The sequence below is a fragment of the Mesorhizobium sp. M0601 genome (assembly GCF_040320845.1).
Lineage (GTDB): Bacteria > Pseudomonadota > Alphaproteobacteria > Rhizobiales > Rhizobiaceae > Mesorhizobium.
Genome location: NZ_JAMYQK010000022.1, coordinates 18,971 through 39,425, shown reverse-complemented (window position 1 = coordinate 39,425; position 20,455 = coordinate 18,971). Strand labels below are relative to the sequence as shown.

Annotated in this window: 18 protein-coding genes; all 18 read right to left on the bottom strand. The window is 63.8% G+C overall.

Annotated elements, in window-relative coordinates:
* The gene (locus NKI41_RS19740; protein WP_352502561.1) at window positions 1-945 is read right to left on the bottom strand and encodes an ABC transporter permease; all 945 of its coding nucleotides are present in this window, start codon (window positions 943-945) and stop codon (window positions 1-3) included.
* A 53-nt stretch (window positions 946-998) separates the two neighbouring features.
* On the bottom strand, window positions 999-2,522 hold the full coding sequence (locus NKI41_RS19735) for a sugar ABC transporter ATP-binding protein (RefSeq protein WP_352470578.1): 1,524 nt from the start codon (window positions 2,520-2,522) through the stop codon (window positions 999-1,001).
* A gap of 94 nt (window positions 2,523-2,616) precedes the next feature.
* The gene (locus NKI41_RS19730) at window positions 2,617-3,600 is read right to left on the bottom strand and encodes a substrate-binding domain-containing protein (RefSeq protein WP_352470579.1); all 984 of its coding nucleotides are present in this window, start codon (window positions 3,598-3,600) and stop codon (window positions 2,617-2,619) included.
* Between the two features lie 30 nt (window positions 3,601-3,630).
* Window positions 3,631-4,407 carry an SDR family oxidoreductase gene (locus tag NKI41_RS19725; RefSeq protein WP_352470580.1) on the bottom strand — a complete coding sequence of 259 codons (777 nt, stop codon included), beginning with the start codon at window positions 4,405-4,407 and terminating at the stop codon, window positions 3,631-3,633.
* A 5-nt stretch (window positions 4,408-4,412) separates the two neighbouring features.
* Window positions 4,413-5,585, bottom strand: coding sequence for a galactonate dehydratase (gene dgoD / locus NKI41_RS19720; RefSeq protein ID WP_352470581.1), 1,173 nt, complete (start codon window positions 5,583-5,585; stop codon window positions 4,413-4,415).
* Window positions 5,586-5,792: 207 nt separating this feature from the next.
* Window positions 5,793-7,298 (bottom strand): aldehyde dehydrogenase family protein, encoded by a 1,506-nt coding sequence (locus NKI41_RS19715; RefSeq protein WP_352470582.1) that lies wholly within the window; start codon window positions 7,296-7,298, stop codon window positions 5,793-5,795.
* Window positions 7,295-7,783, bottom strand: coding sequence for a (2Fe-2S)-binding protein (locus tag NKI41_RS19710; protein ID WP_352470583.1), 489 nt, complete (start codon window positions 7,781-7,783; stop codon window positions 7,295-7,297). The genes NKI41_RS19715 and NKI41_RS19710 overlap by 4 nt, the downstream gene beginning before the upstream one ends.
* Window positions 7,780-10,926 carry a molybdopterin cofactor-binding domain-containing protein gene (locus NKI41_RS19705; RefSeq protein WP_352684654.1) on the bottom strand — a complete coding sequence of 1,049 codons (3,147 nt, stop codon included), beginning with the start codon at window positions 10,924-10,926 and terminating at the stop codon, window positions 7,780-7,782. Before NKI41_RS19705 ends, NKI41_RS19710 begins: the two co-directional genes overlap by 4 nt.
* Window positions 10,923-11,789, bottom strand: coding sequence for an aromatic ring-hydroxylating dioxygenase subunit alpha (locus NKI41_RS19700; RefSeq protein ID WP_352470585.1), 867 nt, complete (start codon window positions 11,787-11,789; stop codon window positions 10,923-10,925). Before NKI41_RS19700 ends, NKI41_RS19705 begins: the two co-directional genes overlap by 4 nt.
* A 14-nt stretch (window positions 11,790-11,803) precedes the next feature.
* Complete coding sequence (locus NKI41_RS19695) at window positions 11,804-13,177, bottom strand: amidohydrolase family protein (protein WP_352540083.1); 1,374 nt, start codon at window positions 13,175-13,177, stop codon at window positions 11,804-11,806.
* A 39-nt stretch (window positions 13,178-13,216) separates the two neighbouring features.
* Window positions 13,217-14,785 carry a GMC family oxidoreductase gene (locus NKI41_RS19690; protein ID WP_352470587.1) on the bottom strand — a complete coding sequence of 523 codons (1,569 nt, stop codon included), beginning with the start codon at window positions 14,783-14,785 and terminating at the stop codon, window positions 13,217-13,219.
* A 7-nt stretch (window positions 14,786-14,792) separates the two neighbouring features.
* Window positions 14,793-15,401, bottom strand: coding sequence for a thiamine pyrophosphate-dependent enzyme (locus NKI41_RS19685; RefSeq protein ID WP_352470588.1), 609 nt, complete (start codon window positions 15,399-15,401; stop codon window positions 14,793-14,795).
* Window positions 15,398-15,898: a thiamine pyrophosphate-binding protein gene (locus NKI41_RS19680; protein ID WP_352470589.1), complete on the bottom strand. Its 501-nt coding sequence runs from the start codon at window positions 15,896-15,898 to the stop codon at window positions 15,398-15,400. The genes NKI41_RS19685 and NKI41_RS19680 overlap by 4 nt, the downstream gene beginning before the upstream one ends.
* Window positions 15,899-15,988: 90 nt before the next feature.
* Complete coding sequence (locus NKI41_RS19675; protein WP_352470590.1) at window positions 15,989-16,909, bottom strand: LysR family transcriptional regulator; 921 nt, start codon at window positions 16,907-16,909, stop codon at window positions 15,989-15,991.
* A complete protein-coding gene (locus tag NKI41_RS19670; protein WP_352470591.1) occupies window positions 16,910-18,712 on the bottom strand; it encodes an adenine deaminase in 1,803 nt (600 codons plus the stop codon).
* A 36-nt stretch (window positions 18,713-18,748) separates the two neighbouring features.
* Window positions 18,749-19,384, bottom strand: a complete 636-nt coding sequence (locus NKI41_RS19665; RefSeq protein ID WP_352470592.1) for a glutathione S-transferase family protein — start codon at window positions 19,382-19,384, stop codon at window positions 18,749-18,751.
* Entirely contained in the window at window positions 19,381-20,103 is a 723-nt protein-coding gene (locus NKI41_RS19660; protein ID WP_352470593.1) for a Rieske 2Fe-2S domain-containing protein, read from the bottom strand. Before NKI41_RS19660 ends, NKI41_RS19665 begins: the two co-directional genes overlap by 4 nt.
* Window positions 20,100-20,426 carry a hypothetical protein gene (locus NKI41_RS19655; RefSeq protein WP_352684650.1) on the bottom strand — a complete coding sequence of 109 codons (327 nt, stop codon included), beginning with the start codon at window positions 20,424-20,426 and terminating at the stop codon, window positions 20,100-20,102. Before NKI41_RS19655 ends, NKI41_RS19660 begins: the two co-directional genes overlap by 4 nt.
* Window positions 20,427-20,455: the final 29 nt, after the last annotated feature.

Below are 20,455 nucleotides of genomic sequence, written 5' to 3'. Positions count from 1 at the left end.
TCATGTCCTGTTCAAGTGGTACTCGGCAATTACCACAGCAAGTATCAGCAGCGAGCCCTTGGCAAGCAACTGATAGAAGGTTGGCACGGACGTCAGTATCATTCCGTTGTTGAGGACGCCAATGATGGCGACGCCCAGCAGTGCGCCGACGATCGTGCCCTTGCCGCCCTGCAAGGCGCAGCCACCAAGAACGGCCGCTGTGATGGCCTCGAGTTCCAGGCCTTGGGATCCGGATACGGGCTGCCCGGAGCCGGTACGGGCAGCCAACAGAATCCCGGCCAATCCGGCCGCCACTCCACTCATGATGTAGATGCCGACGCGGTAGCGGTTGATGTCGATGCCGGAGAAGCGTGCGACAACGGGATTGCCGCCCAGGGCATAGATGTTGCGGCCAACGATCGAGCGGGCAAGGAAGAGATGGAACACGATCGCGGTCAGCAAGAGAATCCAGATCAGCAGAGGCAGGCCGAGGATTCGTCCGATCCCGATGAAGCGGAAAGTGTCGCTGAAAATCGCGATCGATTGCCCGTCGGACATGATGAACGCGATGCCGCGGAAGATCGCCATCGTACCGAGAGTCGCGATGACAGCGTTGACCCGCCCATAGGTGATGATGATGCCGTTCACGAGGCCGGCAAGACCGCCCAGGACCAGGCCGGCAAGAATGCCCGCGGCGGGTGATCCGGTGGCCTGGATGGCCATTGCCGTCGATACTGTGGTCAGACCGACAATTGCGCCGACGGCAATATCGAGCCCTCCGGCGACAATAACCACGGTCTGGCTCATCGCCAGAACGCCCAGGATGGTAATGCCTAGACCGATGTTCAGCAGGTTTCGGCTGGAGAAGAACACGTCGCCTCTCAGGGTGCCGAAAATGAGCACGAGAATGGCGAGAGCAACAAGAAGGCTTATGTTGTGAATGCCGATGCGCTCTGCGATGCGCAAGGAAGCGCGCCTTTTGCCGGTTTGCGTTGTTGCTGTCCTGAGCTCAAGGCTGTTCACTGAATTTGTCCTCCAAGCGATGCTGCAGATTGAGGCATGGCATGTCTCAGGATCGTGGCCTCGTCGATGTCAGGGCGGGAAAGTTCGGCCGTGATCCGGCCTCCAGCCATAACAAGCACCCTGTCGGCCAGCCCGATCAGTTCCGGCATTTCCGAGGAAATCAGGATTATGCCGATGCCGCTGGCGGCGAGTTCGTCGATCAGGCGATAGATTTCCGCCTTGGCGCCGATGTCGATGCCGCGGGTCGGCTCGTCGAGGATGAGAAGCATCGGCTGCCGCGCAAGCCAGCGCGCGAGAACGACCTTCTGTTGGTTGCCACCCGATAATTTCGAAACCTGTTCGTCGAGGTTAGGCGCCTTGATCGACATCTTTGCTGCAAGCGGTGAGACGATCTCCAGTGCCTTGCGCCGGTTGAAGAAGCCGAAGGTCGACGTTCTGTCGGGCACGCAAAGCGAGGCGTTATCAAGAATGCTTCGGAACAACAGCAGCGCCTCGTGCTTGCGGTCTTCTGGGGCAAAGCCGATGCCCGCCACGATCGCTGCATGCGGACTGTTGGGGCCAACGGGCACACCATTCATCGTTATGGTTCCGTCGAGGCGCCTATCATAGCCGACAATCGCCTTTGCCAGTTCGGATCGACCCGCACCCATAAGGCCGGCAATGCCGAGCACCTCGCCACGGCGGACCTTGAGGCTCACATCGGTGACGTGATCGGTGGTCAGGCCCGCCACCTCCAGCAACGGTTGCCCCGATTGCCACGTCTCGCGCGTAAACAGATCGGCTATGTCGCGGCCCACCATGAGCTTGGCTATGGTCTGCTCGCTGGCACCGGCAGCGGGGGAATCATCGACCAGCCGGCCGTCCCGCAACACGACAATGCGATCCGCAAGGTCGATGACCTCGTTCAGCCTGTGAGAGATGTAGACGATCGAAGTGCCCTCGCCGCGCAGCCGGCGAATTACTGAAAACAGACGGCGCGCTTCGTCGTCGGTCAGTGACGAGCTCGGCTCATCGAATGCGATCAGCCGGCCGCCGGCACGTATGGCGCGCATGATTTCGATCATCTGGCGCTGTGCCGGACCGAGTGTGCTGCAGAGTTGACGCGGCAGCATATCCTGCTGCATGCCGAAGGTCGCAAGCACCTTATCGGTCTGGTCCTCGAGCCTGTGCCAGTCGAGCAGGACGCCTGCCAGCCGCGGCAGTTCGCCGACGAAAATGTTCTCGGCCACGGTCAGGTTCGGAACGATCTCCGGCTCCTGATGGATGACGCGTATTCCGGCTCTGTGGCTGTCGCGCGGTTCGCTGAAAACGATCGGCGTGGAGCCATGCAGCACGGTGCCGGTGTCCGGTGCGAACACGCCCTCGAGAATTCGCATCATTGTCGACTTGCCGGCGCCATTCTCGCCAACCAGGGCAAGCACCTCTCCTGGCCGAAAGGCAATCGAGACATTGTCGAGCGCCTGCACGACGCCGAAGCGCTTCGATATCCTGTCGAGCGAGAAGAAATCCGATTGCGTCAAAAGCTCACTCCCGAGGATCGATCCCGTGTGCCCGTCGACGAACTGCCGGCCCAAAGAGCGTCATGCGCACTGCGGCGCATGACGCATATCTGGTTCAGTGGCAGAGCTTGGCTTTGTAGTCCGACGCAAAATTGTCGGCGGTGATGTATTCCGGGTCAGTGAAGGATTGAACGGGAAGCTTGGTTCCGTCCTTGATGGAGGCCAAGAGAATCTTCACCGCCAGCGCGCCATGATTTTCCGAATTGAGCCACATCGTACCACGGAACGCCGAGGGCTTTCCGGATCCGAAGGCATCGCAGGCGCGGCTCCCGTCGATGCCGATCCCCATGCCCTGGTCTGCGGAATAGCCAGCATTCTCCAGTGCTCGCGCACCACCCAGCACGCCGTCATCGTTGCATGAATAGAATATCCAGTTCGTGACGCTGGGATTGGCCGTCAGTGTGGTGGTCATCACGTCGATGGCGTTGACCATCGTGTTGTCGTAGGGGACGCGAACGATGTTGCCCGGCTTGAAATCGGGCACCGCCTTCAGGAACGCTTCTTCCGCGCCCTTGTTGCGCTGCATGCAGGTATCGGCCTTGCGGTCCTCGATCGAGGCGATGCGCACCTCTTTGCCCGCCCAGCCTTCAGCCTTGTAGAGCTTGGCAAGCTCTTCGCCCACCCGCGCACCGATATTGTAAGCATTCATGCCGACATAGGGGACCTGGGTGCCATCCTGGTAGTAGATATCGTCGTCCACCGCCACCAAGGGAATTTTTGCGGCCTTTGCTTTCTCCGCGATGACCGGTCCCAGTGCCTTGTCGGGGACAACGATGGCGATGCCTTTCACGCCATCGCCGACCATCGTATCGAAGGTCGTGATCGTCAAATTGGCGTCGAACTGAACGTCCTGCGACACGAACGCGGCCCCTGCCGCCTCAGCCGCTTTCTTGGCGCCGCCGACTTCGGCGACGAACCATGGGTGGTCTCCCATCTTGTTGATGTAGCCGATCTTGATGTCGTCTGCGCTTGCTGCGCCACTCATCAGTCCGGCAGCCAGTACCGCAAATGTCGCCAAAGCCTTTGTTGTGGTTTTCATGAAGATCCTCCCTGAGCTCAATGGTGGTTGCTAGTCGTGGTAGAGAACCGAGCGCCCACCATCGATGGTGATCGTCTCGGCATTTATGAACGGCGCTTCGTCCGAAGCGAGGAAAACCGCCGTCATTGCAACCTCGTCCGGCCGGCCAATTCGCTTGGGCGGATGGAGGTCGTAGGCTCGCCGCTTCTCCTCGGCGGGGTTCGGGAATGTGTTCCAGTAGGCTTCCGCGATCGGCGTCTCGATATAGCCGGGTGCTATCGCGTTCACCCGGATACCGCGTGCGGCATATTCGATGGCCAGCGAACGGGTCAGGCCCAAAAGTGCATGCTTGGCGACCGGATACGGGAACGTATGGGGAATGATCTGGAAGGCGTGGCAACTCGCTATGTTGACGATGGACCCCGAGCCCTTCGCCAGCATCGTCGGCAAAACCGCCTTGGCGCAGAACCACGCGGCCTGGAGGTCGAGCTTGAGGCAGCGCTCCCATTCCTCATCCGGCATCAGCAATGGTTCGTAGAACACGTTGGCACCGGCATTGTTGACCAGAATGTCGACGCCGCCATAGGCCGTAATCGTGCCGGCGACCATGTCCGCGACCGCGGATGTGTCCGTGACATCCGTCTCGACGAACAATACGTCGGCGCCTCCGGCACGCAATTCGTCGGCGACCGCTTTGCCGCTTGCCGCATTCAGTTCGGCAATGACGGTCTTTGCCCTATGTGTTGCAAAAGCCCGGGCGGTGGCGGCACCTATGCCTTGGCCGGCGCCCGTGATGATTGCGATCTTTCCTTGCAGCCGGCCTGCCATTGCATTCACCAGTCGACCACGGTGCCGTCCGGCATGACGGCATTGCGGGCATGCAGCACTTCCTGCTTGAAGGGGTGACGCGCGATGACGTCCTCATTGACGGTGACGCCAAGGCCCGGCAGATCGGGCAGGTCCCAGCGGCCTGGTTTACGCCGAATTGGCCAGGTAACGACGTCGTCGTACCAGGCGACGGCACCGGACATCTCCTCCTGAATGACGACGTTTGGCGTCGATATGCCGAAGTGAAGAGCAGCGACGCCAGCGATCGGACCGAGCGGGTTGTGCGGCGCAAGGCCGATGCCTGCCGTTTCCGCCATGGCCGCGATCTTCTTTGTCTCCAGCAGACCGCCAGTGTGGCAAATATCAGGCTGGGCAATGTTGAAGGCACGGGCTGCGATCGAGTGCGTGAATTCGCGACGCCCGATCAGCCGCTCGCCGGAAGCGATCGGCACGGCCGATCGCGCCGTGATATGCGCCAGTCCGGCAACATCTTCGGGCGGCACGGGTTCTTCCGCGAACATGATGCGGGCCGGCTCGATTGCTCTGAGGTAGTCCATCGCAGCGTTAACGGATGCAGGGCGTCCATGGAAATCGACCATGATGTCGATGTCCGGACCTATGGCCTCGCGAAGTGAGCCAACCATGTTGGCGACAGAATCAACGGCTTTCGCAGGCGATGCGTAGTGGGTGTAGGGAATGCAGACGACCTTGACCGCATCGTAGCCTGCCTGCGTCACGATGCGTCCGCGTTCCACGATCGCGTCCGCGGATCCGGTCTCATAGACCGCCTTCATGTCTCCGAGGCCGAGATGCGTATAGGTGCGCAGATAGTCGCGAACCTGTCCGCCCAGAAGGCGCCAGACGGGGACGCCCAATGACTTGCCCAGGATGTCCCAGAGCGCGATCTCGATGCCGCTGACGGCAGACATTCCCTCGACGCCAAGACGCCAAAATCCGTGGCGCGTAAGTATCTGGTAGCACTGCTCCACGTTGCGCGGATCCTGCCCGATGAGCAGGGCCTCAAGGTCCTGAAGCGCCCCAACGACGGCTCGGGTCTTCCATTCCAGCGTTGCCTCACCCCAGCCAAACAGCCCGGGCTCGTCGGTTTCGACCCGGACGAAGACCCAGTTGCGCATTTCCGCATTGCAGACGCGCGCCTTGATGGCCGTGATTTTCATCGGTCCTCCCAGACCTGCCGCCTTTTTTCGATGGCAATATGTATGATTTATTACGGATAATATGGACGAGTCAAGCGCAACGTCGATGTGGACCAGCGCCGCCAAGGGACTGGTCCTCAGGAGGATCCGAGCAATTTTCGATCAATCCTTGTCCGCCGATGGAGGGCTGTCAGCCTCCGATCCGCGAACATCGCGGAAAAGGCGCGGCTAAATCACCGCGCAGACCGTTTTCGTTTCGAGATAGTTCTCCAGGCCCGGTGCGCCGTTCTCATAGCCCCAACCGGATTGCTTGTGGCCGCCCTTCGGCAGTTCCGGCGAGAAGTAGGAATGGCAATTGATCCAGACGGTGCCCGACCGGATACTTGCGGCAAGGCGATGCGCAGTGGATAGGTCGCGGGTCCAGACGCTTGCGGCGAGGCCGTAGGGCGAGTCGTTCGCAAGGCTTATCGCCTCCGCGACATCGTCGAACGGTGTCACGGCAACGACTGGGCCGAAGATTTCCTCGCGCATCATGCGCATGTCCGGGCGCACGCCGGTAACCACGGTCGGCTCGAAGAAGTTGTCGAAGCGCCGGCCGCCGGCGATGATCTCGGCGCCGCTGGAAGCACCATCGCCGACGTAGAAGGCGACGCGCGCAGCCTGGGTCCCGTTGACCAGCGGACCAAGGTCGGTATCCGGGTCAAGCCCGTGTCCGAGACGCAGCTTTCGCGCTTCTTCCGCCAGCCCCTCCGCCAGACGGTCGTAGATCGAGCGATGCGCATAGACACGCGAGCCGGCGACGCAGACCTGGCCGGCATTGGCGAAGATCCCCCGAGCCACTCCGGGGATTGCGAGCCCCATGTCCGCATCGGGCATGATGATGGCCGGCGACTTGCCGCCCAGCTCGAGCGTCAGCTTCTTCAGATTGCCGCGCGCTGCGGAGACGATCATCTTTCCGACTTCCGTCGAGCCGGTGAAGGCGACCTTATCGACATCGGGATGTGCAGCCAATGCTGCGCCCACGGTTTCACCGAGACCGGTCACGATATTGACGACGCCGTCCGGCAAGCCGGCTTCGATCATCAGTTCGCCCAGCCTGAGGGCGGTGAGCGACGTTTCCTCAGCTGGCTTGAGCACGATCGTACAGCCGGCGGCAAGCGCCGGGGCGAGCTTCATCGAGGCCATAAGCAGCGGCGAATTCCAGGGCGTTATGGCAGCCACGACACCGATCGGCTCTCGCACCGTGTAGGCGAAAATCTTGCTGCCCACCGGTTGGTAGCTGATGGAGGTGGGGATGGTCGTGCCGAGGATTTTCGTGGCAAAACCGGCAAAATAGCGGAACTGCTCGGCCGAGGCGGGAATCTCGGCGAAGCGCGAGGTCTTCAGCGACTTTCCTTGGTCAAGCGTCTCGAGTTCTGCAAGCTCATCGGCATGGCGTTCAATCAGGTCGGCGATGCGCCATAGCAGCTTGCCGCGTGCCGACGGTGTCATGTCGCGCCAGCTCTCGCCTTCGAAAGCAGCACGCGCCGCAGCAACGGCGCGCCCGGCGTCATCGGCTGTGCCTTGCGCCAGCAGCGCGAGCGTGTCGCCATTCGCAGGATCGGTCGCGGGCAAGGTTGCGCCATCGCTGGCGTCGCACCAGCCGCCGCCGATCAGGTGCCGCATTCTGGGTTTGGCCAGGAACGCCTCGACGCCTGCGTGCCTGGCTGCACCGTTTCGAATGATGACCGTCATGTCCGTGCTCCGCAAGCGAACGCCTCGACCGCCGCGAGGGCACCGCGGATGATGGAATGATAGCCGGTACAGCGGCAGATATTGCCTTCGAGCGCAGTGCGGATCTGAGACTCGTCTGGAGCCGGATTCTCCAGCAGCAGGGCGGTCAGCGCAACAGTAATGCCGGGTGCGCAGTAGCCGCACTGGAAGGCGTTTTCGGCCGCCAGAGCCTGGCGCAGGACAATGGCTTCGGGAAGGTCGTCGAAACCCTCCGGCGTGATGATGGTGGCCCCGTCGAGTTGCCACGACATGAGCAGACAGCCATTGACCGCGCGATCGTCCATCAGCACGGAACAAGCGCCGCAGCGGCCGATGCCGCAAGCCATCTTGGCGGCAGTCATGCCGAAATGATCGCGCAGCAGGTCGATCAGGCGCAACTCGGCGGGCACGGCCAGCGCCTGGCGGCAGCCGTTGAGGTTAAAGGTAATCGCGATCTCGCCACTCACGCTGCACTCCTCTGCAGGGCGTCGAGTACCCATTCAGGATCGACCGGGAGGCGCTCGGGCCAAGCCCCTGTGGCGTCCGCAATCGCGTTGACGACGGCTGGCGACACGGCACCAATGCCAAGCTCACCAACTCCGCGCGGGCCGAACGGGTCGTCCTCGTCCAGATCCTCCAATGCGAAGGTCGCGAAGCTTTCCGGCGTGTCGGCAATGCCTGGCAGCATGTAGAAGTCGAGGTTGCCGGCAAGATACCGGCCATCCCGCATCGCCGCGTCCTCAGTGAGGGTGAAGCCCAGCCCCTGGACGCCGCCGCCTTCGATCTGGCCAAGATAGGCGGCGGGATCGAGCATCGGTCCGGCCGCGGTGTGCTGATGGAGGTCGAGCACACGTACCTGTCCGGTGATGCGGCTCACGGCAACGCGCGCCAGTGTCGCGCCGAAGGCGAAGATCAGGCGTGCATTGCCTTCCAGATAGTCCGATTTCGGAAACTCGAAGCTGACGGCAGCAGCTGGCAGCCGGTCGGGAGGCAACGCCTCGGCAAGCTCGGCGAAACTCATGAGCAGTGAGCCGCTGTTGGAATGTCGCTCGACGATACCGCCGGTTGCCAGCGCCAGCGTCCCGGCTTCGCGGCAAAGCAGCTGGCCCGCTGCTGCCAGCAGGTCGCGCGTAAAAGGTGGTGCGGCGACTGCTGCTACCCGCCAAACCACGTGAGTGCCGCGCGAGGCGGTGGAGGAGCCGGATTCGGGCGTCGCCGCCGTATCACCGGTGACCGGCCGGACATCGTCGCGGCCGCAGCCGAGCGCTCCGGCGACCGCGGCCTTCACCGAGGTGAGCAGGCCTTGTCCCATCTCGTCCAGGCCATAGAGCGCTTCGATCATGCCATCCGGAGCCAAGCGCAACGCGCCTCCGGCCGGGTCCGGCGGCAGCGTGCCTAGTCCATTGCCTTGATAGTTCATCGCCATCCCGACGCCGATCGTCTCAGAGCCGTCGAACGACGGACCACGCGGCTTGGCCCAGATCGGGTCAGCAGCGGCGGCTTGCAGCATCTCGGCCAGACGTTCGGACGGCGCGACCTGCTGGCCGAGATGGCCTCGCGTGCCAGGCTCGCGCAAATTGCGGCGCCGTATCTCGATAATGTCGATGCCGGCGGCTTCGGCCAGCCGGTCCAGCTGGCACTCTACCGCGAAGGCCATCTGGTTGGCACCGAAGCCACGAAACGCGCCGCAGACGCCGTTATTGGTATAGGCGAGCCTGCCCGAGCTGAGGACGTTGGGAACGACATATGGCCCGCAGGCGTGTTCGAGCGCCGTCTCAAGCACGCCCGGACCGAGCGACGCGTAGGCGCCGGCATCCGCGATCACATCCACCTGTTGGGCGAGCAGACGACCCTCGGCGTCGCAGGCGGTGCGCATATGGATGTGCATGGCATTGCGCTTGGTACCCGCGATGACGGATTCCGCCCGGTCGAGATGCAGCCGCACGGCGCGTCCGGTCTTCAGCGCCAGCAGGGCCAGGGCCGGCTGCACGGTCAGCTCGTCCTTGCCGCCGAAAGCGCCGCCAGTCGGGCTGGTGACCACCCGTATCCGCTCTTGCGGCATACCGAGGATGCGCGAGAGCTGCATGCGGTCGCGGCGGCCATGCTGCCCACCGGCAAAGACGTTCAGGGTACCATCCGTGCCGACGAAAGCGTAGCCGCCCTCCGTCTCCATAAAGCCGTGCATCTGGCTCGGCGTTTCGTAGACAGCCTCGACGATATGAGCTGCCTTGGCAAAAGCCGCGGCGGCATCGCCACGCGTGAACTCGAAGCTGCACTGCAGATTGCCTGAGGCGTGGACCGGCTCGGCCCCAGCGGCGAGTGCCTGTTGGGGATCGCTCACAATTGGCAGCGGCTCGTATTCGACGCTGACGAGAGCAAGCGCGCGTTCGGCCGTCTTCGTGTCAACAGCGGCAACGGCAGCAACAGCGTCGCCGAAATAGCGGACCTTGTCGAAGCACAGTGCCGGCTGATCCTGCACGACAATGCCGAAGGCATTGCTGCCGGCAATGTCGCGGTGCGTTACAACCGCCGCGACTCCTGGCAGCGCCTCGGCCGCGCTCGTATCGATGGAAACGATCCTTGCATGGGGAATGCCGGCACGCCGAATGCGCCCGACCAGCATGGCGGGCTCGCGACGGTCGGTCAGGTATTCGAGCCTGCCTGCGATTTTCGGCGCAACGTCCGGCCGCTGGTGCCAGCGTGCGCCGATCTCCGATCGCGACACGAGAATTTCGGCAGGTGGATTTCCGGACGGCACGGTCCGCCGGCGCGGCGAATGTGCTCCTTGGGACAACTTTCCGCCGAGCCCGAAGACCAGCGCATTCGCCACGACACTGCGCCGATAGCGGTCGGACCGCCAAGCATCATCGATCGCCGGCGCCTCTTCGAGAATTGCGGCGTGCAGCTCGGCCCAATCGATCTCTTGGAGGCGCCGGCCGATGAGCAGCGCTTCGGCGTGACCGAGACGGGCTGCTTCCCCGCCGCCGCTGGCCGCGAGCCGCGCGATCGTGACACGATCGTCCGCCGTTTCGATCAACCCGGCGACACCGGCCACGCTTGGGGTGAAGGCGGCGCGCAGGCCGACTTTGCGATGGGTCCAGCGAGCGGCAGGCTGCGGTGGAACGATGACCGTCTCAATGAGGCCCGCTGACGGTGCGTCGGCCAACCATTGCGCGAGCGGCACGACGGCGCGCCCAGCCGGTGAGACGATCTCCAGCTTCGCATCGATCGCGAGCAGGGCCGGCAGAAGGCAACCCGTGCCCCCCGCGACGTTGCCGCCCAGCGTTGCGAGATTGCGGACGGCGGGTCCCGCCGTGGCGCGGACTGCGGCTGCGAGCAGAGGCAAAGTCTCGCCTATCGCCCGGTCACGCTCCAAGGCACCCAGGGTCGTCAGTGCGCCGATCCGAAACCCGTCGCCGGCCAGTTGGATGCCCTTCAGGCAGGCGATACGGCCGATGTCGATGAGGCGCCGCGGCTTTGGCAGGCCCTTCGCCCAGCCGAGCTGCAGCGCCGTGCCCCCGGCGACCAGTTGCGACGCGCCCTCGCCTGCCAATGACAGCGCCTCGGCAACGGAGGTCGGGCGAAGCACCTGGAGACCCGATTCGGTCATGTGGCTCTCGCGGTCGTGCCGAAACGGATGCCTTTTTCCTTCAGCCAGCGGCGGTAGGCGATGGAGGACCCGTCGGCGCGGGTCGGGATTTCCATCCGCGGCTCGAGTGGAAGGCGCAGCGGCCGCTGGTTCTCCACGATGATCCGGTCTTGCAGGAAGATGACCTGTTCGAAGTTGAGCAACGCCGTCTGCGTCGAAGCCGAGTCGACGAGATACATGACCGGCTGGGCGCGGCAGCGGTCTTCCTCGATGGGCTGGATGAACAGCGCGATTGCGTCGAGCCGGTCCGGCGCCACGGGGCACACGCGATAGAGCATCACCACGAATGGGCTCGGCACGCGATAGGTCAGATGCACGAACGCGCCGGAGCTTTCCGTGGCGGCAATGCGCGGCTGGAAAAACGTGCAGTTGGTCGCCCAGACCTCGTCTACTTCGCGACGTATCTCGCTCAGATAGGCCGGTACTTCCGTGTGCGGCTCCGAGCCGAGAATGTCGGTATGCACGAAGGGGAAATGCGCCATGTCGAGGAAGTTCTCTACGACACGCAAACCCGACGCCCGCATCGTCACCCAGCCGCAGGGCACGTAGCGGCGGTCGGGTTCCGATGCCTCGGCGATCTCGAAGATTTCCTTCCCGGGCAGGCCCAGCGTCGTCCAGACGCAGCCGTAGCGCTGCCGGACGGGCAGCGCGGGGCCGCGGTTGCCGTCGTCCAGGACCTCCCGAACCGTGATTTCGCCCGTGATGTCACGGACCAGTTCGATGTCCTGGCCGAGCAGCCGCGTATGGCTCGGCGCGCCATCCAGGTCGGCGACCGTCTCCACCGCGTACCAATCGTCCAGTGCCGCCCTGTCCGTCGTCTTCATGACCGGGGCTCGCCTTATTGAGTCCATTGCAGGCTGCCGCCGGAATTCTGGGCAAGGAAAGCGGCGCGCCGGGCGAACAGGCCAGGCGCGACGCGATGGATTTCGGCGATGATCTCGCGCAGGTCGCCGGTGCGCAGCGCGCCGTCCTCGGCCAGGATCTCGCCATCGACCATCGTCAAAGACACGTCGCTGCCGCGCACGGCGTGGACAAGATTGTGATGGAAGTTGAAATAAGGTCCGTCGCGGAAGACCGGCGTCATGCGCGGCGTATCGGTGCGGACCGCGATGATGTCGGCGCGCTTGCCGACTTCAATCGAGCCGATCTCGTGGTCGAGACCGATCGCCCTGGCGCCGAGAATGGTGGCCATGCGCAGCACCTGCCAGCTATCCATGGCGGCGGCGTCGAAGTCCTTCAGCTTGCCCAGCAGCGAAGTCACCTTCATCTCTTCGAACATATCGAAATTGTTGTTCTCCTTCTCGCCGTCGGTGCCGATCCCGACAGGCACGCCGGCCTTCAGCATCTCGGCCACCAACGCGATGCCGCTTGCCAGCTTCATGTTGGAAACAGGATTGTGGGCCACCGAAACGCGGCGCTTGGAAATAAGCTCGATCTCTTCCCGATCGAGCCAGACGGCGTGGGCGATCATGGCGCGCGGCGTTTCGAAGAAGCCAAGGTCGTCCAGCGCGAACATCGGGCGTTTGCCGTAGCGCCGCTTAAATTCCGCGATCTCGATCTCGGCCTCGCTGCAATGCGTGTGGAAGCCGGTGTCGTGTTTCCTTGCGAGTTCGATCGCCCGGCGTTGGCCGGTTTCGTCGGCATAAAACAGATGCTCCAGCCCGACCCACACATTGATACGGCCGCCCGCCTTGCGATGCCAGCCCTCGATCATCGCCTCGTTCATGTCGAGCGTGTCGAAGTAGTTGTAGTCGGGATGCTCGCCGACGTAAGGCACGGCGACCAGGCGGTTGCCGATCGCCTCGGCCGCCCTGGCGCTGCCTTCCATGAACCGCCACATGTCGACGACGGTGGTCGTGCCGCCGAGCACGGATTCCGCGTAGCAGAGCCACGATGCCGCCTCGGCCTCGTGCGGCTGCAGCACGCGATGCATCGGATTGATATGGAGCGTCAGCCAGTCCCAAACCGGCAGGTGCTCCGCCGTGCCGCGCAAAAAACCGGAATGCGCATGCGCATTGACCAGCCCAGGCAAAAGCACCGCATTGTCGAGTTTCTTCACGGCCACGGCCGGATACGCAGCGCGCAATGCTGCAAGTGCGCTGACCGCGGCGATACGACCATCCTCGACCAGCACGGCGCCATCAGGCAACGCGTGGTTATCTTCATCCATGGTGAGCAGCGTGTCGGCAGCAAGGATGAGGCTTTGGGTCATCGCGGGTACTCCGTGTGCGGTCCGTCGGTCATGACATCCTCAAGCTGCCGCCGCGAGCAGGAAATCGGCGGCGCGCTCGCCGATCATCGTGGCGGGCGCGTGGGTATTGCAGGTCGGGATCGTTGGGATCACCGAGGCATCGGCAACGTGCAGACCGTCCAGCCCGTGCACGGCGAGACGGCTGTCGACGACGGCCATCGCGTCCTCGCCCATCTTGGCTGTTCCGCAGGTGTGGAAGAACGTCGTGCACGCCTCGCGGATGAAGGCGATTGTCTCGGTGCGGGTCAGTCGGCGGTCAGGTGCGGCAAAGTTGCGGAAGACACCGGCGTTCGCCCTTGCAGCCGCCATCTCCATCACCATCTCGATCGCAGTGACCATGGCGTCGAGGTCTTCCGGTTCCGCCAGAAAGTTCGGTTGGATTTCGAGCGGCCCGCCGGGCTTGCCGTCGAGCAACTTCAAGTGCCCGACGCTCTTCGAGCGCATCAGGCCCGCACCGAAGGAAAAGACATCGCCGGATAGATCGTAGCGCGCGCGGATCGCCGGTTCGGCGCTGTTGCCCTGGACGGGGAAGGCATGCAGGTCGGGCTGCGGCAGGTCCGGCCGCGACTTCCAGTTGACCATCGAGCCACCGCCATTGCCCACTATCGGTCCGATCGGTCGTTTCGCGCGGAAGACGCAGGCCTGCGCCAGCGGATGGTCCTGAAGATTCCTGCCGACACCCGGCAGGGCGCGAACGAGCGCAATGCCAAGGCGCTGCAGTTCGATCGGATCGCCGATGCCCGACAGCATCAGCAGGCGTGGCGTGTCGATGGCCCCGGCCGCGAGCACGATGCTCTCTTGCGCGCGCGTTTCGCAGATTTCGCCGCCGACGAGGTGCTTGACCGCGACGCATCGGCTGCCTTCGACCGTCAGGCCGATGGCCGCGGATCCGGTCAGCACCGTCAGCATCGGGTGATCCAGGATCGGCACGAGATAGCCCGTCGCCGAACTCCAGCGCTTGCCGTCGCAGATGTTGAAATTCGCGGCCGCCGCCCCCTCGTTGCTGGGGCCGTTCGGATCGTCGATTACGGGGATGCCGATCTCGGCCGCGCCATCGATCAGCGCATGCGCGACCGGGTGCAGTGCCGCCGGCCGCTCGATGTGGAGCGGACCGCCCGCCCCGCGAAACTCGCTTGCACCGTCGCGCCAGTCCTCGCAGCGCCGGAAATAGGGCAGCACGTCGGCGAAGCTCCAGCCCTTGGCGCCGCCAGCCTCCCAGGCATCGTAATCTTGCGGATGGCCGCGATACCACATCATCGCGTTGATGGCGCTTGAGCCGCCAAGCAGGCGCCCGCGCGGGATGCCGATGGTACGCCCATTCACCCTCAGTGTCGGAGCATAATCATAGCCCCAGTCATAGGTGCTGCGGCCAAGCGGCACCCACTTGCCGGGGTCCTCGATCTCTTCGAACCCAAGACCCGTCGGGCCGGCCTCGATCAGGAGGACGTCGGCGCCGGCATCGACCAGTCGCCGCGTCACCGCACAGCCACCGGAACCCGAGCCGACCACCACGTAATCGTAGCTGCGTTTCAGTGCGCGTCGGGGGACGACAGGTCCGAGGGTGCCCATGATCTCGTCAGTTGTGCTCGCTCGGGCCCATGATGACGATGCCTTCGCTCGCCTCGACATGGCGGACGAAGATATACTTGTCCTCGCGGCCGTCGCTGTGTTTGCGCTTGATGTCCGGCTGGACCGTTCCCGAGACCTTGGCGACCACGATATAGGGCGCATCCACAGCGAGCCCCCTTGCACAATGTGCGTCGAACTCCTCCACCGTGCGCGCCGTATGGGCGTTCTCGAGGCCGGCGCCGCGCGCGATCGCGGCAAGGTCGACGCGGCCCAGCGCCGTATGGGTCGGCGGGCCGCCGATCGACTGGTAGCACTCATTGTCCCAGACCACGACGAAGAGGTTCTTCGGCTGCTCGTTTCCGAGCGTGGCCAGGATGCCCAGGTTGAAGAGCAGGCCGCCATCCGTATCGAGCGAAATGACGCGGCGGTGCGGCAGGCCGGCGGCGAGCCCGAAGGCCTGCGGCGTGACGCAGCCGAGTTGCTGCTGGAACAGGCTCGCCTCGCGCATATGCGGCGCGGCGTTGTACCACTCGTCGACGCTGCCGCCGAGCGAAAGGACCACCAGCTCATCCTTCAGCCGCGCGGCGAGCGCCTTCATGCAGTCGAAGCGTCTCACCGCACCACCTCGCCGCCGAGCGCCACAGCCGAATGGTAATAGGACGCATAGGACCAGGAATAGGCGTCAAGGATGGCGCGCTCGATCTTCGCCTCCTCGGTGACGATCCGGTACGGCACGCGCAGCGCGTTCAGCACCGGCTCCATGGTGATGCCATGCGGGACTGCCCACCAGTTGTTCTCGCCGAGCTCGCCGCGATAGCTCATCAGCATCATGACCGGGATGCCGGCTCCAAGGCCCATGCGGGCCAGCGGCTCGACCGAGGCGCGCAAGCCGGAATTTTCCATGACCAGCGCCGCGCGCTTGCCCGACAGGAAGACCCCGCCACATATCGCCGCGCCCTCACCCTCGTTGGTGACGCGGATCGTGCGGATATCCGGATCGGCATCAAGGGCCGGGTAGAGCTCCTTGAACAACGAATCGGGCAGATAGCAGACGATGCTCACTCCCGCCCGCTTAAGCCCCCGAATGACCGCGTCGACCGCACTCTGCTTCATGACATCCCCTTCGGCCGGGAAGTCTCGCAAAGCTCAGTTGTTCGAGATAGGGACAAATTACTCTCTTTATCGATGCGCAAAATGCAACAACTAATCATGCAACGCCTCGACCATGCGGGCCAGCAGCGCCGCGAATGCGGAGGCCGCATCCGACATTTCGCGTTCAAGCCGGGCGAGCAGCATCAGCCGGTGCGGGTTCATGCGAGAATCGCGCAACGGCACGAAAACGAGCGATCCGTCAGCCACTTCCGGCTCGATGCCGAGCTTGGTGCGAAGCACCACGCCGAGGTTGAGGCGCACCATCTCGGTCATCAGTCCGATCGAGTTGGTCCGTGACCGTCGCGTGATGTCGATCATGGAGCGCCCGATCGCATCGTCGATCGAAATGCCCAAAGCAAGGCTGTTGTCCGAGACGATGACCTGTTCGCCGGCAAGATCGAACAGCTTCACTTCCTTGCGGCCGGCAAGGCGGCTGCCCGGATGAGCGACGACGCCCAGCGGCAGAGGCGTGCTCGCGATCTTGCGCACGTTGCGCGGCACGCGCACGTCGAAAGCAAGCGCCAGATCGCATTCGCCGTCGGCAACCGCATCGCAGGCGCGCTGCGACCCGGCGACATGCACGTCGACCGATATCTGCGGGTGGCGCTTCCAGAATTCCTTCAGCGCGTTCGGCACGAGCCCGCGCGCCGCGCTCTCCACGATCGCCACGGACAACGAGCCGCGGTTGAGGCCACTGAGATCATTGATCTCGGACGAGGCGCGCGCCAACTCGGTGATGCTCTGACGCGCGTGGTAGAGCAGAAGCTCGCCTGCGCTGGTCAGTTTCAGTCGCTGGCGCACACGCTCGAAGAGCGGCGTGCCCAGTTCGTCCTCCAGGCCCTTGATGACGCGGCTGATGGAGGATGGCGCCACGTTGAGCGCCTGCGCGGTCTGGCGAACCGAGCCCAGCCGCGCGACCATTTGGAAATAATGGATGCGCGGTGAGACCAGCCCAAGTCGGAAGGGATCCACTCAGGCGGCCTCAAAGGCGGGGACGATCTCCATTTCCGGCACCAGCACGAGACCTTTGTCGGTGATACGGATTTCGGGGATGACCGAGAGCGGGATGAGGTTGAAGCCCATATAGGGAATGCAGCAGCCGGCCGCCTCCCATTCCCGTTTGAGGATCTTCACCTCCTCCGCGACCTCAGTGACGCGCTTGTCGGACAAAAGGCCGGCGATCGGCAGTTCAACCATGGCAGTCACTTTGCCGTCGACGACGACACAGACGCCGCCTTGCGTTTCCTCGATCGCCCGCAGCGCCACCTGCATGTCGGCCTCGTTGAGGCCGGCGATGATGATGTTGTGGCTGTCGTGACCGACAGACGATGCGACGGCGCCGCGTCGCAGCGTGAAATTGCTGAGCAGCCCGTAGGCGACGTTGCCGTCCGACTTGCCATGGCGCTCGACCACAGTGACGAAGCACAGGCCGTGGCGGTCGAAATGGTTCTGCCAATCGTTGGACGGATCGAGCGTGATCTTCTGGTGGCCGAGCGTGATCCCCGGCAGTTCGGTGCGGATGGTATGCGCCACCACCTTGCCGGTTGGCAGCTCCGGCGTCAGCTTGATCTGCTTCGGCAGCTTCACTGTGTGGTAGGCCGTGTCCGGATAGCGGTAGCGGGTCGAGAGGGCCTGGTCGAGCAGCGGCATGATCTTGCCGTCATCGACGACGAGTTCGCCGCCATACCACGTGCTAACGGGATCGAAGCCGTCGTCGAGCAGCACCAGGTCGGCACGGCGGCCACCACCGAGGCCTCCGATTTCGCCTTCCATTGCAAAGCGCGTCGCGCCATGCAGCGAGCCCATCGACCAGGCCTGCTCCGGCGTCATGCCGGCCTTCATCGCCTCGCGCGTCACCCAGTCCAGGCCGAAGAGCATCAGGTCGTCAGCATCGCGGTCGTCGGTGCAGACCGCGATGCGCTTATGCGAGGCTCCGAGTTCCGTAATCGTCTTGATCGCTGCGGGCAGGCTGTGCCACGGTGTCGTCGGCGGGCCGCCACGCAGGAACAGCCAGATGCCGGCCTCGAGCATGTCGTCGGCGATCTCGCGGTCGATCGCCTCATGGGTATCGGTGACGCCGGAGGCCGCATAGGCCGACACGAATTCGCGTCCATAGACGTGTCCCGACACCGGGCGGCCGCGTCTCAGCGCCGCAGCGAGGATGGCATGGCTGCGTTCATCGCCCATAGCCACTGGCACGAAATCCATCTTCTCGCCTAGCGCCACGGCTTCCGGCCATTTGTCGAACAATGCGCCGATCTTCTCGGCTGTCAGGTCGCCACCGGCCGTTTCCAGCAACGGCGAAGTTGCCGGGACGGTGCTCGGAACCGTCAGGAAAATGGACAACGGCGCCAGGCGCGCGTCCTCCAGCATCGCCTCGATGCCAGCAACGTCCATGACGTTGCCGATCTCGTGGCTGTCGCAGAAGAGGGTCGTGGTGCCGTTGAGCAGCGCCGCCTCGGCATAGGCGCAGGCCGTCACCATCGAGGATTCGATGTGGATGTGCGGATCGACCAGGCCGGGGGCGACGATGCCGCCCCTGGCGTCATATATCCTGGCGCTGCCACCCTTATAAGTGCCGGCCGGCTTCACAGCGGCGATCCGCCCTCCCGACAACCAGATCTCGCGGCCTGGAAGCACGCGCTCCGAATAGGTCGACAACACGCGTGCGCCGGCAATGACCAGATCGGGATCGGCTCGCCCGGAAGCGACGCCGGCCAGCCGCCGGGTCATGGACGAGAGCGGCTGGACGGAAAAGCGCGTGAGAGAGGTCATTCTGTTGCTTGCCTCGTTCTCGTCGAATGTTGGGCGTCAATGGTAATCGGGGATGCCCGGCATGGTCGTGAAGCCCGGAAGCGCGCGGAAGCGACGCACCCAGCGGCGCAGCGCCGGATACTCGTCATGGTCGACGCCGAAATCGCGGCTCAGCGCAAACGCCGGAAAAAGCGCGATGTCGGCGATGGTCGGGCGGTCCGCAGCGAACCATTCTTTCTTCTCGAAACCCCGCGCGGTCATATGGTCGTCCATGGCGCGGAGTGCGTGCGCGGCACCGGCCCGCAGCGCAGCCTCGTCGCCGCCGGCGCCGAACATGGCATGGCGGCGCGCGGCGCTGGCAACGCCGAGATCGCCGGCCGCGAAGAAAAGCCACTGCATCACCTTGGCGAAATCCGAACCATCCGCCGGCAGCCATGCACCCGTTGAATCGTGGCTGCGCGCCAGATGGACGATGATGGACTCGGCGCCGAACATCGTCACCTCGTCGTCGCGGAGAATGGGCAGGCTGCCCGCCGGGTTCATGGCCAGGAATGGCGGCGTCTTCTGCTCCGCCCCCGGAAATGCATCGACTGCAACGGTCTGCCATTCCAGGCCGAGCATGGAAAGCGCCAGCCGCACCTTGTAGCAGTTTTCGTCCAGCTCGTAGTTGTAGAGCGTGATCCTCGCCATCATGCAGCCCGCGTCGTCGAGGTCGCGCCGGTACGCCCGGTCTCGAGATGATGACGCAGCTCGCTCGTCCAAGCGAAGAAATGCTTCTGCCCCTTGCCGGCATACTTGGCTGCCGGTCCGTCAATCACGATGTGTAGGGCCGATCGTTTGTCGGTCAGTTCCTGCAGGCCAAGAAGCAGCGTGTCTTCGCCGACCGTCAGGCTGAACAGCATCCCGCTCAGCGCCTTCAGCTCAGCGAGCCCGGATCCGCGGGAGAAGGGCCTGGGCGGCATGGCCCTCACGACATCGATCACCATTGCGGCGGGACTGTCGAGATGCAGGCTGCGGACCGGCACCACCTCCTCTGCCAAGGCAGGCAATTCGGGCAATGCTGCTGCCGGATCCAGTGCCGTCCAGACTATCCCAGCCGCCTCGGCCGATCTGTGGGCAGACACGGTAATGGACGCCGGCACCCTGAGATCGGGGTGGGCCGGAATGTATCGGCACTGGCCGGCCGCATCGTACTGCCAGCCGTGATAAAGACAGGCAATATGATCGCCGCGGACAAAACCGAAGCTCAGCTTCATACCGCGATGCGGGCAGCGATCCTCCCACACATGCGCTGCGCCACTGTTGTCGCGCCAGACCACCAGCTCGTTTCCGCCAAGGCGGATTCCGGCCGAACTGCCCGGCTCGATCGATCCCGACAGCGCCACTGGGTGCCATCCAGCCTGTATCGTCATTCTGCGTCTTTCCCTCTGGAATATTCCCAAATTTCGGCCCGTTCGCAGTCCATCACCAGACAGTCGATTGGCCCCAAGCTACATGCCATCTCGAAGGCATCGATGAGATCGGGCTGGCCCGAAACCTGGACGACAAAAAAATCGTCCGCGGCTTCGTGCACCAGCAGATCGAGATTGAGCCGAGCGGCACGCCTGTCGGCGAACTCGCCAAAGCTCGACGACACCAGTCGGCCGATGAAGCGCAGGCGCGTTGTTTGAGGCGGAGGCGCAGGGTTCTGCGCTTCCCGTAGGTGCTTCATGCCTATATTTCTCCCGGCCTGCACATTTTTTAAGCAATTTTAGAATGTGTCTA

What these genes read in the sequence shown, in the direction of transcription:
- NKI41_RS19705 (WP_352684654.1), bottom strand. Translation starts at nt 10,926, where the DNA reads ATGACCGAATCGGGTCTCCAGGTGCTTCGCCCGACCTCCGTTGCCGAG.
- NKI41_RS19695 (WP_352540083.1), bottom strand. Translation starts at nt 13,177, where the DNA reads ATGACCCAAAGCCTCATCCTTGCTGCCGACACGCTGCTCACCATGGAT.
- NKI41_RS19680 (WP_352470589.1), bottom strand. Translation starts at nt 15,898, where the DNA reads ATGAAGCAGAGTGCGGTCGACGCGGTCATTCGGGGGCTTAAGCGGGCG.
- NKI41_RS19670 (WP_352470591.1), bottom strand. Translation starts at nt 18,712, where the DNA reads ATGACCTCTCTCACGCGCTTTTCCGTCCAGCCGCTCTCGTCCATGACC.
- NKI41_RS19665 (WP_352470592.1), bottom strand. Translation starts at nt 19,384, where the DNA reads ATGATGGCGAGGATCACGCTCTACAACTACGAGCTGGACGAAAACTGC.
- NKI41_RS19700 (WP_352470585.1), bottom strand. Translation starts at nt 11,789, where the DNA reads ATGAAGACGACGGACAGGGCGGCACTGGACGATTGGTACGCGGTGGAG.
- NKI41_RS19730 (WP_352470579.1), bottom strand. Translation starts at nt 3,600, where the DNA reads ATGAAAACCACAACAAAGGCTTTGGCGACATTTGCGGTACTGGCTGCC.
- NKI41_RS19690 (WP_352470587.1), bottom strand. Translation starts at nt 14,785, where the DNA reads ATGGGCACCCTCGGACCTGTCGTCCCCCGACGCGCACTGAAACGCAGC.
- NKI41_RS19725 (WP_352470580.1), bottom strand. Translation starts at nt 4,407, where the DNA reads ATGGCAGGCCGGCTGCAAGGAAAGATCGCAATCATCACGGGCGCCGGC.
- NKI41_RS19715 (WP_352470582.1), bottom strand. Translation starts at nt 7,298, where the DNA reads ATGACGGTCATCATTCGAAACGGTGCAGCCAGGCACGCAGGCGTCGAG.
- NKI41_RS19660 (WP_352470593.1), bottom strand. Translation starts at nt 20,103, where the DNA reads ATGACGATACAGGCTGGATGGCACCCAGTGGCGCTGTCGGGATCGATC.
- dgoD (WP_352470581.1), bottom strand. Translation starts at nt 5,585, where the DNA reads ATGAAAATCACGGCCATCAAGGCGCGCGTCTGCAATGCGGAAATGCGC.